General features: G+C 66.7%; 15 protein-coding genes. 13 read left to right on the top strand and 2 right to left on the bottom strand.

Features of this window, described 5'->3' with window-relative positions; translation table 11 throughout:
* Positions 1-1,404 carry a cytochrome P450 gene (locus Q0C57_RS06170; RefSeq protein ID WP_296573594.1) on the top strand — a complete coding sequence of 468 codons (1,404 nt, stop codon included), beginning with the start codon at positions 1-3 and terminating at the stop codon, positions 1,402-1,404.
* Here the strand turns inward: Q0C57_RS06170 and xth are convergent.
* On the bottom strand, positions 1,371-2,153 hold the full coding sequence (gene xth / locus Q0C57_RS06165; RefSeq protein WP_296573593.1) for an exodeoxyribonuclease III: 783 nt from the start codon (positions 2,151-2,153) through the stop codon (positions 1,371-1,373). The two genes, Q0C57_RS06170 and xth, sit on opposite strands and share 34 nt — an antisense overlap.
* Positions 2,154-2,242: 89 nt before the next feature.
* Here xth and Q0C57_RS06160 point away from each other — a divergent pair, with 89 nt between their 5' ends.
* Positions 2,243-2,851 carry a pyridoxamine 5'-phosphate oxidase family protein gene (locus Q0C57_RS06160; RefSeq protein WP_296573771.1) on the top strand — a complete coding sequence of 203 codons (609 nt, stop codon included), beginning with the start codon at positions 2,243-2,245 and terminating at the stop codon, positions 2,849-2,851.
* On the opposite strand, the gene erpA is transcribed toward Q0C57_RS06160, so the two are convergent.
* Positions 2,852-3,202, bottom strand: coding sequence for an iron-sulfur cluster insertion protein ErpA (gene erpA / locus Q0C57_RS06155; protein ID WP_296573590.1), 351 nt, complete (start codon positions 3,200-3,202; stop codon positions 2,852-2,854).
* Positions 3,203-3,377: 175 nt separating this feature from the next.
* On the opposite strand from erpA, the gene Q0C57_RS06150 reads away from it, so the two are divergent.
* The 11 genes from Q0C57_RS06150 (at position 3,378) to Q0C57_RS06100 (ending at position 14,627) form a co-directional block, all read left to right on the top strand.
* The gene (locus Q0C57_RS06150; RefSeq protein WP_296573588.1) at positions 3,378-4,595 is read left to right on the top strand and encodes a deoxyguanosinetriphosphate triphosphohydrolase; all 1,218 of its coding nucleotides are present in this window, start codon (positions 3,378-3,380) and stop codon (positions 4,593-4,595) included.
* A gap of 28 nt (positions 4,596-4,623) precedes the next feature.
* On the top strand, positions 4,624-6,378 hold the full coding sequence (argS, locus tag Q0C57_RS06145; RefSeq protein WP_296573583.1) for an arginine--tRNA ligase: 1,755 nt from the start codon (positions 4,624-4,626) through the stop codon (positions 6,376-6,378).
* Between the two features lie 64 nt (positions 6,379-6,442).
* Complete coding sequence (locus tag Q0C57_RS06140) at positions 6,443-8,098, top strand: SPOR domain-containing protein (RefSeq protein WP_296573580.1); 1,656 nt, start codon at positions 6,443-6,445, stop codon at positions 8,096-8,098.
* A 16-nt stretch (positions 8,099-8,114) separates the two neighbouring features.
* Positions 8,115-9,179 carry a beta-N-acetylhexosaminidase gene (gene nagZ, locus Q0C57_RS06135; protein WP_296573577.1) on the top strand — a complete coding sequence of 355 codons (1,065 nt, stop codon included), beginning with the start codon at positions 8,115-8,117 and terminating at the stop codon, positions 9,177-9,179.
* A gap of 43 nt (positions 9,180-9,222) precedes the next feature.
* Entirely contained in the window at positions 9,223-10,050 is an 828-nt protein-coding gene (locus Q0C57_RS06130; protein ID WP_296573575.1) for a ScpA family protein, read from the top strand.
* A 12-nt stretch (positions 10,051-10,062) separates the two neighbouring features.
* Positions 10,063-10,779: an SMC-Scp complex subunit ScpB gene (scpB, locus tag Q0C57_RS06125; protein ID WP_296573573.1), complete on the top strand. Its 717-nt coding sequence runs from the start codon at positions 10,063-10,065 to the stop codon at positions 10,777-10,779.
* Positions 10,780-10,790: 11 nt separating this feature from the next.
* Entirely contained in the window at positions 10,791-11,885 is a 1,095-nt protein-coding gene (locus tag Q0C57_RS06120) for an ABC transporter ATP-binding protein (RefSeq protein ID WP_296573768.1), read from the top strand.
* A 95-nt stretch (positions 11,886-11,980) separates the two neighbouring features.
* Positions 11,981-12,265 (top strand): twin-arginine translocase TatA/TatE family subunit, encoded by a 285-nt coding sequence (locus Q0C57_RS06115; RefSeq protein ID WP_296573567.1) that lies wholly within the window; start codon positions 11,981-11,983, stop codon positions 12,263-12,265.
* 72 nt (positions 12,266-12,337) lie between these two features.
* Entirely contained in the window at positions 12,338-12,988 is a 651-nt protein-coding gene (tatB, locus tag Q0C57_RS06110) for a Sec-independent protein translocase protein TatB (protein ID WP_296573564.1), read from the top strand.
* Positions 12,985-13,851 (top strand): twin-arginine translocase subunit TatC, encoded by an 867-nt coding sequence (gene tatC / locus Q0C57_RS06105; RefSeq protein WP_296573560.1) that lies wholly within the window; start codon positions 12,985-12,987, stop codon positions 13,849-13,851. The genes tatB and tatC overlap by 4 nt, the downstream gene beginning before the upstream one ends.
* Before the next feature lie 59 nt (positions 13,852-13,910).
* The gene (locus tag Q0C57_RS06100) at positions 13,911-14,627 is read left to right on the top strand and encodes a phosphatidylserine decarboxylase (protein WP_296573557.1); all 717 of its coding nucleotides are present in this window, start codon (positions 13,911-13,913) and stop codon (positions 14,625-14,627) included.
* Positions 14,628-14,647: the final 20 nt, after the last annotated feature.

Raw genomic sequence — 14,647 nt, 5'->3', positions numbered from 1 at the left:
ATGACCGAGGTCTCCTCGCCTCCATTCACGCCGCGGTCCATCGATCATCCGCGAGAAGAACTCGGCCTCTTTCCGCTTCTGCGCACCATGGTGCGTAACCCGCTGGAGACGTGGCCGCAGCCGCTCTTCACCGAGCCACTGTTCTGGCAGCGCTTTGCCGGTCGGCCGCTGCTCTTTGTGATGGATCCCGCCCTCATCGACGAGGTTCTGGTCGCCAAGGCTCAGGTTTTCCCCAAGGCGCCGATTATCCGCCGCACCATCGGCCCTGCCGTCGGCAACGACTCGATCTTCACCGCGGAGGGGGCCCATTGGCGCTGGCAGCGCCGCGCCGCTGCACCGCCGTTCCGCCATGCGACGATCCTCGGTTTCGTTCCTGCCTTTGGCGAGGCGGCCGCGCGAGCCGCCTCGGTGTTCACGGACAGGGCCGGCGAAACGGTCGACATTGCCGAACTGATGATGGCGACGACGTTCGACGTCATTGTCGAAACCATGCTGTCGGGTGCGGCCAGCTTCGACACCCGGCGGTTCGGTGCAGAGATTTCACATTATTTCGATTCGGTCGGCTGGATCGCCGCGCTATCCATTCTTCGGGCGCCGTCCTGGGTTCCCTATCCCGGCAAGCGGCGAGCCCGGGCCGGCAATCTGTTCCTGAGGCAGGAAATGGTGAGGGTCATCGCCGCGCGCCGGGCGCGGCCCGGCATGACGCCGGACCTTCTCGATTTTCTCATTGCCGCCGCGGATCCCGAGACGGGCAGGGCGATGACGGACGAAGAACTCGCCGACAATCTCCTCACCTTCGTGGTGGCCGGCCACGAGACGACCGCCCTGGCGCTCACCTGGGCGCTGTGGCTCATCGGCAATGCGCCTGAGGTCGAGGCTCGTCTTCTGGCCGAGATCGCGGAGGTCGTGGGCGATGGGCCTGTCGAGGCCAGCCATGTCGACCGGCTGGTCTATGCCAAACAGGTGGTGCAGGAGGCCATGCGCCTCTACCCTCCGGCGCCGCTCATCCCGCGCATCGCCGCCGCAGACGTCACGATCGGCGGCGAAAGGGTGGCAGTCGGCACGCCGGTCTATGTGCCGGTCTATGCCGTCCACCGCCACCAGATGATCTGGGAGCTGCCCCAGGCTTTCGATCCCGAGCGATTCGCTCCAGAGCGCGCCCGCGCCTTGCATCGCGGCGCCTTTCTCCCATTCGGCGCTGGTCCCCGCATCTGTATTGGCGCTGCCTTCGCCCTGGCGGAAGCCGTGGTGATCCTCGCAACGCTGATGCGCGCGATCCGTTTCATCCCGATCGGCGGCCACCACCCTTTGCCGACCATCCGCCTGACGTTGAGACCTGACGGCGGCATGCCCATGCGGGTGGAACGGCGTCAGACGCCGATCTCGCACCAGACCGGCACGTGATCGCTTGGCTTCTCCCAGCCGCGCACGTGGCTGTCGATGCCGGCCGTAAGCAGCCTGTCGGTGGCCTGCGGCGACAGCATCAGGTGGTCGATGCGGATGCCGTTGTTCCGCGGCCAGGCTCCGGCCTGGTAATCCCAGAACGAGTAAAGGCCGGCGGAATCGTCGCACGCCCTGAGCGCGTCGGTGAAGCCGAGCGCCGCCAACTGGCGGAACCTGCTCCGACTTTCCGGCTGGAACAGCGCATCGCCGATCCAGTCCTTCGGGTTCTTGGCGTCGTCCGGCATGGGAATGACATTGTAGTCACCACAGAGCAGGAACGGCTCCTCCAGCGCCAGGCGGTCCCGCGCATGGCGGATCAGCCGGTCCATCCAGGCAAGCTTGTAGGTGAACTTCTCCGTGCCGACCGGATTGCCGTTGGGCAGGTACAGGCTGGCGACGCGGACGGCGCCCGACGGCGTCGACACCACCGCTTCGAGATAGCGCGCTTGTTCGTCGGCCTCGTCGCCCGGCAGGCGGGGCGTCACGTCCTCCAGCGGCAGCTTGGAGAGGATGGCGACGCCGTTATAGGTCTTCTGCCCGTGCACAGCGACATTGTAGCCGGCGCTTTCAAAGGCCTCCCGCGGGAAGGCTTCATCGACACATTTCAGCTCCTGCAGGCAGACGATGTCGGGATCGCGCGCCTTCAGCCAGGCGAGCGTGTTCTCGACCCTGATCTTGACGGAATTGACGTTCCACGTGGCGACGATCATGACGGGTCCTGCGATTCTTGCCAGGGGCAGTGTAGCGCCAGCTTGGGATGCGGTCGCCCCTGCCACGACAGCCGCCGACAGGAGACGGGATCATGTGGATCGACAGTGAAGAGGGGCTGAGGGCTCTCTACGGGCCGGCCAGCGAGGCCGCGCTCACCAAGGAGGTGCCCGCGCTGACCCCCGAATATCGCGCTCTGGTCGAAGCATCGCCCTTCTGCGTCCTCGCCACCGCCGGGCCCGAGGGGCTCGATGCGACGCCGCGCGGCGATCCGCCGGGCTTTATCCGTGTTGTCGACGCCACGACCTTGCTCATCCCTGACCGCCGCGGCAACAACCGCATCGACAGTCTGCTGAACATCGTGCGGGATCCCCGTGTCGCACTGCTGATCCTCGTACCGGGCGTCGCCGAGACCCTGCGCATCAATGGGCATGGCCGCATCACCACCGATCCGGCACTGCTGGAGCCAGCGGCCATGGACGGCAAGGTGCCGCTCACGGGCCTCGTCATCACCGTGACGAGTGTCTATTTCCAGTGCGCCAAGGCGTTGGTCCGCTCGCGGCTTTGGGATCCGGCGGCGCAGCGCGCCCGGTCGGAACTGCCGACCCCTGGCCAGATGCTCAAGGGCGCGGGGGCAGCCTTCGACGTCGAAGCCTACGACAAGGCGCTGCCGACACGGCTTGCGGCGACGCTCTACTGATCAGACGGTGAAACTGGTGCCGCAGCCGCAGCTGGCTGTGGCATTGGGGTTCTGCAGCTTGAAGGCCGAGCCGATCAGGTCGTCGACCCAGTCGAGCTGTGTACCCGCCAGGTAGGGCAGGGAGATCTCGTCCACCAGCACCGTCGCGCCGTCCTTGACGATGGCGAAATCGTCGGCGTTGCGGGTGGTGGTGAAGTCGAACTTGTACTGGAATCCCGAGCAGCCGCCACCCTCGACCGAAATGCGCAGCATGGATCCCGGCGGTTCGCTCACCATGATCTTGGCGATACGGGCTGCGGCCCGGTCGGTGACCGTCACCGCGGGGGCGAGGGTGTCGACATCGGTGGTCATGAGCTTGTCTCCCCGGTTCAAGGCCGGAAACACAGGAAAGGACAGCCTCCCGCCTTGCGGCAGAGCCTTCTCATAGGTATGTGCGCCCGTGGCCCTGGTCAATCGTCCCGGAGCCTTTGTGCGGAAACTGTTGGCCGGCCTTCAGTCCGGTGAGGCGGAACGTCCGGGGATCTGCATGGCTGTGGCGAGCTATTTCTATCCGCCTCTCGCGCCCTATGCCTGCGATTCCCGCACCTCCCGGGGTCGGCTGGTCGCCGAGCCCCCGTCGCCGACCCGGACGGAGTTCCACCGCGACCGCGACCGTATCGTCCACGCCACCGCGTTCCGGCGGCTGAAGCACAAGACCCAGGTCTTCGTCTCGCCCGAAGGCGACCATTACCGTACCCGGCTGACCCATACGATCGAGGTGGCGCAGATCGCCCGCTCGCTGGCGCGCGCGCTCGGGCTGGACGAGGACCTGGCCGAGACCCTGGCGCTCGCCCATGACCTCGGCCACACGCCTTTCGGGCATACGGGCGAGGATGCGCTCGATGAGGTGATGCGGCCCTATGGCGGCTTTGACCACAATGCCCAGTCGCTCCGCATCGTGACCCGTCTCGAGCGCCGCTATGCCGGCTTCGACGGCCTGAATCTCAGCTGGGAGACGCTCGAGGGGCTCGTCAAGCACAACGGCCCGCTGCTTGCCGCCGACGGCACGCCCACGGAACGCTACCGTGACCGCGGCATTCCCGTTGCCATCCTTGAATATGATGCGCTTCAGCCACTCGACCTCGCCACCCATGCCAGCGCCGAGGCCCAGGCGGCGGCCATCGCCGACGACATCGCCTATGACGCCGCGGACATCGACGACGGGCTGCGGGCCGGGCTCTTCACCCTTGACGATCTCGGCGACGCCGTGCCGCTGGCGCGGCAGTTCCTCGACGAGATCCGCGCGCGCCATCCGGCGCTGGAGAAGCCGCGGGAGATCAACGAACTGACGCGGCGGGTGATCACGCGTCTGGTGGAGGACGTCATCGCCGAGGCGACGCGCGCCATCGGCGAGGTTGCCCCGGAGAGTGCCGAAGACATCCGTCGCTGCGGCCGCACCCTGGTGCAGTTTTCGGCGCCCATCCGCACCTATGACGAAGGGATCAAGGCTTTCCTCTTCGCCAATGTCTATCGCCACCCGCGGGTCGTGCCGATCCGCCGCGATGCTGCCGGCGTGGTGCGCGACCTGTTCGCCGCCTATTTCGAGCATCCGAGTGCCATGCCCCCGCAATGGTCTGCCGGCGTGGCACTGCTCGACGAGGCGCGCCGCGCGCGCCGTGCCGCCGACTATATCGCGGGGATGACCGACCGATACGCACTTGACGAACACCGCCGCCTGTTTGCCCAGACCCCCGATCTGCGCTAGAGGCGACCGCTTCTGGTCAGGTATCGGCATGAACATCTTCGCTCTTTTCACCCAGCACGTGCGCACGGCCGTCGCCAGCCTCGCCTCCGAGGGCATCGTCCTGTCGGAGGCCGCCCTCGACCGGATCGTGGTGGAGGCGCCGCGTGATCCGACCCATGGCGATCTCGCCACCAATGCCGCCATGGTTCTGTCGAAGGAGGCGGGCCTGAAGCCGCGCGACCTGGCGGAGAAGATCGCCACGCGACTCGCCGCGGTCGCCGACGTCGCCCGCGTTGACATTGCCGGCCCGGGCTTCATCAACCTGACGGTCAAGGCATCGGTCTGGCCGCGCGTGCTCAAGTCGGCCGTCGAGACAGGCGAGGCTTTCGGACGCGCGACCCTCGGCAAGGGCACCAAAGTCAATGTCGAATATGTCTCGGCCAACCCGACCGGCCCGATGCATGTCGGCCATTGCCGCGGCGCCGTGTTCGGCGACGCGCTGGCCAATCTGCTCGACGCCGCCGGTTTTGACGTCACCCGCGAATATTACATCAACGATGCCGGCGCGCAGGTGCAGATCCTCGGTCGCTCGGCCCATCTGCGCTATCGCGAGGCCCTCGGCGAGACCATCAGCATCCCCGAAGGCCTCTATCCCGGCGACTATCTGAAGCCTGTCGGAGAGGCGCTGAAGGCGCGCCACGGCGACCGCCTGATGCATGTTCCCGAGGCCGAATGGCTGCCCATCTGCCGGGACGCGGCGATCGCCGCCATGATGGACGAGATCCGTGGCGACCTTGCCGCCCTCAATGTCCGTCATGCCGTGTTCTTCTCCGAGCGTTCACTGCAAGTCCCGGTGGACAAGGTGCGCGCCGCCATCGAGAGCCTGCGGGCCGACGGGCAGATCTACGAGGGCGTGCTGGAGCGGCCCAAGGGTGCGGATGACGACGAGTGGGAAGAGCGCGAGCAGACGCTGTTTCGCTCGACCGCCTTCGGCGACGACGTCGACCGTCCGCTGATGAAGTCGGACGGGACCTATACCTATTTCGCTTCCGACATCGCCTATCACAAGGACAAGGCCGATCGCGGCTTCCTTGAACAGATCGACGTCTGGGGCGCCGACCATGGCGGCTATGTCAAGCGGATGCAGGCGGCGCTGAAAGCAATCAGCGGCGGGCGCGCCGCCCTGGACGTCAAGCTGGTTCAACTCGTTCGGCTGTTCCGCGACGGCGAGCCGGTGCGCATGTCGAAGCGTTCGGGCGATTTCGTCACGCTGCGGGAGGTGGTCGACGAGGTCGGACGGGATGCCGTCCGATTCATGATGCTTTACCGCAAGAACGACGCCACGCTGGACTTCGACCTTGCCAAGGTGAGGGAGCAGTCCAAGGACAACCCGGTCTTCTACGTCCAGTACGCCCATGCGCGCGGCCGCTCGATCCTGCGCAACGCAATGGCCGCGATGGCCGATCTCGATCTTTCTGCACCGGCGCTGGCCGCGGCGCCGCTCTACCGGCTGGACGACCCTGGCGAACTCGCCATCGTCCAGCGCCTCGCGCAGTATCCGCGGCTGATCGAAGCCGCAGCCCAGGCCCATGAGCCACACCGCGTCGCATTTTACCTTTACGAGCTTGCGTCCGACCTCCATTCCCAGTGGAATCGAGGGAAAGATTCGCCGCATTTACGCTTCATTATGGAAAATGATCGACAAATAACGACGGCGCGCCTTGCGCTGGTCCAGGGTATCGTGACCGTTCTCAGATCGGGACTCGCGATCCTCGGCGTCGAGGCTGTCGAAGAAATGCGTTGATCGCGCCGCGCGTAGTCGTTTGCGGCGCCCACCGATGGCGGGGCCCATGGCCAACGAGAACAGTGTGCGTAGCTATCGCGATTACGATTCTTACGACCGCGAGGCTCGCGAGTCCGGGCCGGCCCTGTCTGATCAGCCTGTCAGCGATCCGTTGGCGGATCTCGCGCGGATCATCGGGCAGGACGACGGCTATGCCGACCTGCTGAAGACGGTGGCCCGCACACGGGATACGGTGGCCGATCCTGACTTTGGCGCGTCCGACGTCGCCGATGGCGAGATTGCCATTCCCGCTATGCCGCTGCGTGCGCCTGCTTCGGACGCGCCGGGCATCGACTGGGAAGACCTTGAGGCGGAGCTCGCCAAGCACCGGGAGGCCGCTGCCGTCACCGGATACGACGATGGCGCGGCCATTGACGCATTGCGCGGTTCGCACGAGGCATGGCCGGGCGAGGCTGCAGCAGCAGATGATCTCGAGCGGCGGCTCGCCGCGGAGTTCGAGCGCTCCTTCGGCGAAGGGGAACGCCTTCGCGACGCCAATATGGGGGGCTATGTGGCTGCCGGCGCCGCTGGTTTGGCCGGAGCAGCAGGTGCTGCCTATGCCATGCGGGGCCATCAGCGTCGCGATGCCGACGTCTATGCGCCACCGCAGGCGGCCTCCGCGGCCGTCGCCGACGATGTCTATGCCTATCCCGATGATGCGCCGCCGCGCCGGCGCCGTGCCGGTGTCACCGCCGTTGCCACGGTCCTTGCACTTGCGTTGATCGGTAGCGGGGGCGTCTACGCTTATCGCGGCATGGTGGGTTCCGGTTCCCCGGTCGGAGAGGCCCGCGTCGTGCGCGCCGATACCGCCCCGGTGCGCATTGCTGCGCCGCAGGCGCAGGAGGCGAAACCCGCGGCGGTTCGCACTGACGGTGCCGAGCGCGTCCTGACGCGCGAGGAGCGCCCTGTCAGCGTGCGCGAACAGGCCGCCCAGGTTCAGGATCCGCCGACGCCAGCGCGCGTCATTCCGCTCTTTCCGGCACCTGCGGCCTCTTCCGGCGCTGTCACCGATCCCGGGCAGCCCGTCGTGCGCCATGTCAATGCTATCCCGGTTGCCGCACCAGCCGCCGCGCCGTCGGCGGCCGCTCCGATCCAGGCGCGCGTTGCCGAAGAACCGCGCCGGGTACGAACGGTTCAGGTCGGACCTGACGGCACCATCATGACGCCGAGCGCGCCGCCGCCGCGGCCTGTCGCCCCCGTCGCGCCGCAGCAGGCCCTGTCCGTGGTTCCGGCTGCGGCTCCCGCGCTCGCGGACGCCGACTCCCGTTCCTCGCCGGTGCCGGCACCGCGTCCGGTGCAGACGGTGCGCGTTGCACGGGCCGAGCCGGCCGCCACGACCTCGGTCGAGCCCAGCCGCGCACCTGCCCGCCAGACGAACCAGGTGCAGCCCCTCGATCTCGGACCGCAGCGGACGGCTTCGGTCTCCACCGGCTCCACCTCCGGCGGCGGGACCTTCGTGCAGATCTCATCGCACCAGTCGGAGCAGGAGGCCCGTTCGGCCTTCACGTCGGCAGTCCGGCGCTTTCCGATGCTGCAGGGTCAGACGCCGAATGTCCGCACCGCGGAAATTCCTGGTCGCGGCACCTGGCATCGACTCCGGGTCGGTCCGTTCTCCCGCGACGAGGCCCAGGGGCTCTGTCAGCGGCTGAAGGCTGCCGGCGGATCCTGCGTCCTCAACTGATCGCCGCCGCAAGGCCATGGCCCAGAAGGCTCTGATCCTCGGCTGTGCCGGCACCGTCCTTTCGGTGGATGAGGCGGCCTTCTTTCGCGACATTGATCCCTGGGGCCTGATCCTGTTCCGGCGAAATTGCGCCGAGCCTGATCAGATCCGCCGCCTTGTCGGTGATTTTCGCGCCGCCGTCGGGCGCGCCGACGCGCCTGTCCTGATCGATCAGGAAGGCGGGAGAGTGCAACGGCTCTCGCCGCCGTTCTGGCCCAAATATCCGCCGGCGCGGATCTTTGCCGGTCTTGCCGCCAATGATCCGCTGCTCGGCCGGGCCATGGCGCGGCTCGCCGGGCGGCTGATGGCCCATGATCTCCTCAGCCTCGGCATCACTGTCGACTGCGCCCCCGTGCTCGACGTGCCGGTGGCGGGTGCCCATGATGTCATCGGTGACAGGGCCTTTTCGCTGGTTCCGGCCGAGGTTGCAGCGCTGGGGCGCGCCATGGCCGAGGGCCTGCTCGCCGGCGGCGTCCTGCCGGTGGTCAAGCATATTCCAGGTCACGGCAGGGCAGGGGCCGACAGCCACGCCGCGCTCCCCGTCGTCGATGCGCCGCGCGAGGCGCTGGACGATGACTTCCTGCCGTTCAGGACCCTGACCGACATGCCGCTCGCGATGACGGCCCATGTGGTCTACACCGCGATCGATCCGCGCCGTCCGGCGACAACGTCGCGGCGGGTGATGCAATCCGTCATCCGTGGTGCCATCGGCTATGACGGTCTCGTTATCACCGATGACCTGTCGATGAACGCGCTCGAAGGGACGCTTCGCGCGCGCGCGCGCCATTCCTATGCGGCGGGATGCGACGTCGTTCTCCACTGCAACGGCAAGCTTGACGAGATGATGGCAGTGGCCAGCGAGGCGCGCGGGCTCGCCGGCCGGGCCCGCCGACGGGCCGAGGCCGCCCTTGGCCGCATCCGGCACCTGCCGGAACCGCTGGATCAGGTCGAGGCGCTCGCACTGTTCCAGGACATGTTGGCGCGCCAACAGACGGAACCATCGTCCTCAGGCTTTGCCGCCGGCCATGCGCTGAGCGTATGATCGGTCCATGCGGACCGGCCTGGTCCCGCGGATCGGAATTCCCATGGCCCGCACGACCATCCCCTTCAGCAGCAATGTGCTGCCCTTCGAGACGCCGGTCGATCGCGGCACCGCCGAGCCGGCCTTCGTGGTCGATCTCGATGGATTCGAGGGCCCGCTGGACATGCTGCTGGCGCTTGCCCGCACCCAGAAGGTGGATCTGGCGAAGATTTCCATCCTGGCCCTGGCCGACCAGTATCTTGGTTTCATCGAGGAGGCGCGGAAACTGCGGCTGGAACTCGCCGCCGACTACCTCGTCATGGCTGCCTGGCTCGCCTATCTGAAGTCCCGCCTGCTGATCCCTGAGCCCGCCAAGGGTGACGAACCCTCAGGGCCGGAACTGGCGGAGGTGCTGGCCTTCCGGCTCCAGCGCCTGCAGGCCATGCGCGATGCCGCGGGACGGCTGATGACCCGGCACCGGCTCGGCCGAGACGTCTTCGGGCGTGGCGAACCCGAACCGATCGTCGCCCTGGCCGGGCGCCGCTGGGAAGCCAGTCTCTATGATCTCCTGACCGCCTATGCGCAGCAGCGCGAGAAGTCGGCGCTCTCCCACGTGACCATGGAGCACCGCTCCGTATTGTCGCTGGCCGAGGCGCGCGAAATTCTCGAGCGGCTGGTCGGCGCCGCGACCGACTGGACCGCGCTCGACACGTTCCTCATCGACTACCTCGTCAGCGACGCCAAGCGAGCAACTGTCCTGGCCTCCAGCTTTGCCTCCACCCTGGAACTGGTTCGCGAAGGCGTGCTCGAACTGCACCAGGACCGACCACTCGGCCCACTCTTCATGCGAAAGCGCAGGGGAGAGCCGGCTTCCAACCCGCCGGAGACATGATAGAAGCCGCGCATGGTCGATGAGCGCAACATGGACGATCCGGCTCAACTGCGGCTCGGCGCGCCGGTCGGCATGGCCGACGGTCCGGTCGATCAATTGCGGATCGTCGAGGCATTGCTCTTTGCCGCAGCCCAGCCGCTTGACGAGGCCGCCCTTGCCGAGCGCCTGCCGCGCGGCGCCGACCTGCGTTCGCTCCTCATCACCCTCCAGGCGTTCTACGCACCGCGGGGCGTCAATCTCGTGAAGGTCGCGGGCAAGTGGGCCTTCCGCACGGCGGAGGATCTCAGCTTCCTTCTCCACCGGGAGACGACGGAGGAGCGCAAGCTGTCACGCGCGGCCCTCGAGACTCTCGCGATTGTCGCCTATCACCAGCCCGTGACCCGGGCGGAGATCGAGGAAATCCGTGGCGTCACCGTGGCCAAGGGGACGATCGACCTGCTGATGGAAACGGGCTGGCTGCGCATCCGCGGGCGCCGCAAGGTTCCCGGTCGCCCTGTCACTTTCGGCACGACGCCGGCCTTTCTCGACCATTTCGGCCTCGAAGCGATCGGCGATCTCCCCGGCCTCGACGACCTGAAGGCGGCCGGTATGCTGGACGGACGGCTGCCGCCCGGTTTCCGCATTCCCATCCCCAATGACGACCTCACGCTGCGTGACGACGAGGAGCCGGACGACGGCGGTGAACTCGACCTCGGGCTGACGCCGCTGTCTGAGCGGGGGGCGCCGTGAACCGCACATTGATGGATACGGTGTCGGGCTGGGGACGGCGCGGCACGGCCGGGACGTCGATCGCCTCGTCGCTCACGTTCGAGGATGTCGTCCATGGCTATGGGTCGGTGCGGGCGCTCGCTGGCATATCGCTTGTTGTCGCTCCGGGAGAGGTGCTCTGCCTGCTCGGTCCCTCCGGCTGCGGCAAGACGACACTCCTGCGGATCGCTTCGGGGATCGAGCGGCCGTTGGCCGGGCGCGTGCTGATCGATCGCCGGGAGGTTGCTGGCCGGTCGACGTTCTTGCCGCCCGAGCGGCGCGGCATTGGCCTTGTCTTCCAGGATTTCGCCTTGTTCCCGCACCTCAGCAATCTCGCCAACGTGATGTTCGGCCTCAAAGCGCTGCCGAAGGCGGATGCGGAGCGTGCGGCCCGCCTTGCACTCAGCCGCGTCGGTCTCGCCGATCATGCGCTCGACTATCCCCATACGCTCTCGGGTGGCGAACAGCAGCGCGTAGCCCTGGCGCGAGCGATCGCGCCCCGGCCGAGCATCCTGTTGATGGACGAGCCCTTTTCGGGACTCGACAGCCGCCTGCGCGATGCGATCCGCGACGAAACCCTCGCCGTGATGCGCGAGACCCGCGCGACTTGCATCGTCGTGACCCATGATCCGGAAGAAGCCATGCGGATGGCGGATCGGATCGTGCTTCTGCGCGAGGGGCGGATTGCCCAGATCGGTGCGCCCCGCGACCTCTACCAGGCGCCCGCCGATCTCGACACGGCGCGGTTCTTCTCTGACGTCAACGAGGTGCCCGGCATCGTGAAGGGCGGACGTCTGATCACGCCGGTGGGCTATTTTGCCGCGCCCGGCCTCGCCGACGGCTCCCAGGCGGTGGCGGCTATCCGTCCGCAATCGATCTTGCCGAAGCCAGCCGGCATGTGCGTGCCGGGACGGCTGATCTCGCGGCGATTCCTCGGAGAAGTCGAGCTTTTGGAGATCGTTGTGCAGGGAGTGGACGCTCCGCTGAAGGCGCGGGTGCGTTCCGCCGAGGGGCTGATCCCGGGTCGCGATGTCGGTGTTGACGTTACCGCGTCCGAGGTTCTTGTTTTTGCCGCACCCGCCGCATAGTTTCCCAATCCAACGGTCGTTCCAGGGCCGCATGAAACAATCGCTTCGGCAGATCCGCCTCGGGACGCCGGAACCAAACGGTCAAGGAGTAGGTCATGGGTACGTTTAGCGCCTGGCACTGGATTGTCGTTGCCATCGTGGTGCTGCTGCTGTTCGGCCGCGGCAAGATCTCGGAATTCATGGGCGATGCCGCCAAGGGCATCAAGGCCTTCAAGAAGGGCCTGTCCGAGGAGGACAAGCCGGAGACGCCGCCGGCACCTCCCGCATCGACCATCGATCATCAGCCGGCGCCGGCCCCTGCCGCGGCTCCTCCCGTTGCGCCCGCGCCCGCTGCCACCGCGTCCGAGCAGGCACCCGCCACGGCTCCCAAGGTCGGCTGAGGCGCCAGGTCTTCGCGGCGCCGGGCCCGCTTACCTCCTAGGCCCGCGCATGCGTGTGGACGGTGAATTGCCATGTTCGATCTGAGCTGGGGCGAAATTGCACTGATTGGCATTGTCGCGCTGATCGTCATCGGCCCGAAAGAGCTGCCCGGAGTCCTACGGGGCATGGGGCAGGCTCTGGCCAAGCTGCGGCGCATGGCTTCGGACTTCCAGTACCAGTTCAACCAGGCCCTTCAGGAGGCCGAGGTCGACAAGGTGAAGTCCTCGATCAACAGCGTGACCGACGCCGTCAATTCCACGCCCACGGCAACGTTCAACCCGATCGACTACGCCCGCGACCAGATCAAGTCCGCTGTGGACGATATCAAGGGGCAGCCGGCTCCCGGGACCGTCGGCCCGCCGGCGCCTGATCCGCTCGCCCAAGCGGTTCCGGCGCCACCGACCTACACCGCGGATCCGGCTGCCATCCAGAACGCTTTCAAGCCGGCACCTATCGAGCCGCCAACGGCTTTCACATCGCCTGTATCGACGCCGGCTCTCGGCGCGGCTCCGGTCGATCCGCCATCGGGCTTCATGGCCGCAATGCCGTCTCCCTCAGCCGCGCCCGTCAGTGAGCAGCCGGCATCGACGGCTCCTGCGGCGCCTGCCGGGCAAGGCGTCAGTGCGTCGCCGGCCGACAACGTCACCGAGACGGCCAAGCGCCCCGGAGAGACCAAGGCATGACGTCCGCTCCTGCCCACGAGGACAAGCTGAAGGCGGATGAGGATGCCATCGAGGCGTCGAAAGCCCCGTTGATGGAGCATCTGATCGAATTGCGGTCGCGCCTGATCAAGGCGATGGCCGGTTTCCTGGTCTGCTTCATCTTCTCCTTCGCCTTCTCCAAGCAGATCTTCCAGATTCTCGTGCTGCCCTATGAGTGGGCCGCCGACTATCTGAGCATTCCGCGTGCGGAAGTGCGCCTGATCTACACGGCGCCGCTCGAATATTTCTTCACGCAGTTGAAGATCGGCATGTTCGGCGGTGCTTTCCTCGCCTTTCCGATCATCGCTATCCAGCTGTATAAGTTTGTCGCGCCGGGGCTCTACACCCACGAGAAGGCCGCGTTTCGCCCCTATCTGATCTGGACACCCGTCTGCTTCTTCGCCGGTGGCATCTTCGTCCTCGTCTTCGTGATGCGGGCCCTGATGCTGTTCTCGCTCGGCATGCAGCAGGCCCCGAGCGATACGGCGACGGCAATCCAGTATCTGGGTCGTGTCGAGGATTACCTCAGCCTGATCATGACGCTGATCTTCGCCTTCGGCATCTCCTTCCAGTTGCCAGTCATCATTGCGTTGCTCGGTCAGATCGGCGTCGTCGATAGCGATTTCCTGCGCGGCAAGCGACGCTACTTCATCGTGATCGCCTTCGTCCTCGCCGCCGTCCTCACGCCGCCTGACGTCATCAGCCAATTGTCGCTGGCCATTCCGCTCATCGGGCTCTACGAGGTCGGCATCCTCATCGTTGCCCGTATGGAAAAGAAGCGGGCGGCTGAAAAGCGGGAAAACGACGGTGACGGCGACGGCGAGGCCACGGCTCCCGCTTCCTGACGGAGCGGGCTTACCGGGCGCCGCTCTTGTGCCTTTCGGCGCGACGCGATGCGGGAACCTTGCGGGGAGAATCTATGTCGATCGTCGACAGCATCCGGACCACCGTTCTTGTTCCGGTTCATCGTGAAGGCTATCCCTTCATTGCCATCGCAGGTGTCGGCACTCTGTTGCTGCTGTGGTGGGGCGCCTGGCTGGCCTGGCCGATGCTGGTCCTGACGGTCTGGGTGATCTTTTTCTTTCGTGATCCCGTCCGGGTGACGCCTTCCCGCGATGGGCTCGTCATATCGCCGGCTGACGGACGCATCTCGCTGATCTCCCGGGTGACGCCGCCGGTCGAGCTCGGCCTCGGCACCAGTCCGATGCTTCGCGTCTCGATCTTCATGTCGGTCTTCGACTGCCATGTGAACCGCGCGCCGATCGGCGGAACCATCGAGAAGATGGCCTATCGACCGGGCAAGTTCGTCAATGCCGATCTCGACAAGGCCTCCGAGGACAACGAGCGCAACGGCCTTGTCATCCGCAACAGCTACGGTGCCTTCGGCGTCGTGCAGATTGCCGGGCTGATCGCGCGCCGTATTGTCTGGTGGGTCGGCGAGGGTCAGCCGCTCGCCGCTGGGGAGCGTTTCGGCATGATTCGCTTCGGTTCGCGGGTTGATGTCTATTTCCCGGAGGGGGCCCAGCCGCTCGTCGCAGAGGGTCAGCGCGCCGTCGCCGGTGAGACCGTGCTGGCCGACATGGCGTCGGATGAACCGCAGCGCACCGTCCGGATCGGCTGACTCGCCCTCCAATTCAGGCT

This window comes from Phreatobacter sp., from assembly GCF_022843985.1.
Taxonomy (GTDB): domain Bacteria; phylum Pseudomonadota; class Alphaproteobacteria; order Rhizobiales; family Phreatobacteraceae; genus Phreatobacter.
The sequence above is the reverse complement of the archived record's forward strand: the minus strand, read 5'-3'. Positions and strand labels throughout refer to the sequence as shown.